We start from the raw sequence: 1,661 nt of genomic DNA on the forward strand, positions 1-1,661 counted from the left end.
ACCATGACATAGTACAGATTTCGGATTTTTCGCCCGGTCTGACTCTCATAAAAATGTTTATACTCTGTGAGTTGACCGGATTCTTTATATCGGTCATCACTATTGGAGTATTTGAAGTCGTACAGGTCATACACTGGCACCATCCGCCGCCGAACCTTCACCTCATCCACCTGGACCAGGTAATCCATATAACCGATAAAATCAGAGGTCATAATAGATTGCTCAAACACCCCGCCCGGGGGCAATAATGCCTTGGTCCGTGGGATCATCTCAGCCAGTTTAATGGCCTCATTAATGTGTGCATCGGTGATGATGGGGTAATTGCCATAATACTCAGCAATCGCCGCATCAACGCCTTTTTCCAGCCCTGTGTGGAGGGCCGTCCCTAAAAACAGCGCATTGGATGGGTTATCATCCGGCAGCGTTTTAAGCTTATCGATATACCGTAATTTATATCGATATTTACATTGGGTGAACAGGTCCACCCTGGAATGACTAAACTGCATCTATTCCACCAACCTTTGGCCACAGGAAACGCAGCACTTATCGTTCGGTAGAGATAGAAGGTTGACTTCTCCACACCTTCCACACACATAGGTAAAACCTTCAAACTCTTTAGATTCCGGAATTTCTTTCTCCAGGGCATCGATTGCCAAATCAAGCGACTCTGATAAAAACGGTTCTTTCTTCTTCAGATTGTTTAAATCACGAATTGCAATTTCAATTTTCTTTTTTCGTGTTATCATCCAAACTCTCCATAATTAATTTTTTAAAGCTCTCGTAGCCATTAGGGTAAAGCACCATCCCAATGCCCCCGGCATCTTTAATTTTGTCAATGTTCCAAAGCTGGAGGGGTGTAGGCTTTCCGTTTTCGGCTTTAAGTTCCACCCCTAAAAACAATCCATTGCAGCAGACCAGCAAATCCGGTACTCCCGATCGTTGCACTCCACCACCCCATGTTTTGAGCACCCAACATCCGTTGGATTCTAAAAACCGTCTCACTTTAAGCTCAAACTGCTTTTCAGTCGCCATCGATCAGTGAAGACAGTTCCAGCAGCTCTCGCCGAAGGATTCTGATTTTATTTTTCATGATGGTGATCGTCGGGAGTCGATCAAGCTTTAGGTTTTTCATTGCCACAAATTCGTTAACTCTCGTATTTGATGGATTCGGGTCATTTTTAACCTTGGTCAATTCCGCATCGTAAGCCTTCAAAACTTCGTGATTGTTAATCACTGAGTTCAGGATGCCGGATGCTAATTCTAGTTTTAAATCAATATCTTCACATTTTCTTGCACTCATCTGCAATCTCCTTTAAATCGGTAAATTTGTACATATACTCACAAGGGTTTGACTCATCCGTCACGGTTAAAATCGGGATAAAATTATCTTGTAACACCTCTCTGGTCCGGCAACCCGGAACCCCTGGGCAGTCACAGCATTTTATAGCCATTACTTCCTCTACCAGATCATAAAAATCATCCTGGGCCAGATTAAAGACTGGGGTCCCGTACTTCCGGACCGGTTCCAGCTTTGGCACATAGTTTTTGACTTTCACCTTTAGCCGGTCATCGCTCTTCTTATCGATGCGCTCTTTAGCGTGGTGTATATAGCGTTTGGTGTATGTTCTGAGGTATTTCAGGTCTGTTTTTTCTTCCTTGCT

The 1,661-nt window shown here is 43.8% G+C and carries 5 protein-coding genes; all 5 read right to left on the reverse strand.

Translation table 11 applies throughout. The annotated features are described in order from the left end of the window. Positions 1-506: PD-(D/E)XK nuclease family protein (locus VB081_RS13835; RefSeq protein ID WP_323401363.1), on the reverse strand; the 506-nt coding region annotated here is incomplete at its 3' end. Further along, positions 507-746, reverse strand: coding sequence for a hypothetical protein (locus VB081_RS13840; protein ID WP_323401364.1), 240 nt, complete (start codon positions 744-746; stop codon positions 507-509). Next, positions 721-945 carry a VRR-NUC domain-containing protein gene (locus tag VB081_RS13845; protein WP_323401365.1) on the reverse strand — a complete coding sequence of 75 codons (225 nt, stop codon included), beginning with the start codon at positions 943-945 and terminating at the stop codon, positions 721-723. Before VB081_RS13845 ends, VB081_RS13840 begins: the two co-directional genes overlap by 26 nt. Before the next feature lie 76 nt (positions 946-1,021). Next, positions 1,022-1,300, reverse strand: a complete 279-nt coding sequence (locus VB081_RS13850) for a hypothetical protein (protein ID WP_323401366.1) — start codon at positions 1,298-1,300, stop codon at positions 1,022-1,024. Beyond that, positions 1,281-1,661: DUF5651 domain-containing protein (locus tag VB081_RS13855; RefSeq protein WP_323401367.1), on the reverse strand; the 381-nt coding region annotated here is incomplete at its 5' end. The genes VB081_RS13855 and VB081_RS13850, both read right to left, overlap by 20 nt.

Source organism: Christensenella sp. (genome assembly GCF_034927525.1).
Lineage (GTDB): Bacteria > Bacillota > Clostridia > Christensenellales > Christensenellaceae > Christensenella.

Coding starts and splice junctions, on each gene's coding strand:
- VB081_RS13850 (WP_323401366.1), bottom strand. CDS start 1,300: ATGAGTGCAAGAAAATGTGAAGATATTGATTTAAAACTAGAATTAGCA.
- VB081_RS13840 (WP_323401364.1), bottom strand. CDS start 746: ATGATAACACGAAAAAAGAAAATTGAAATTGCAATTCGTGATTTAAAC.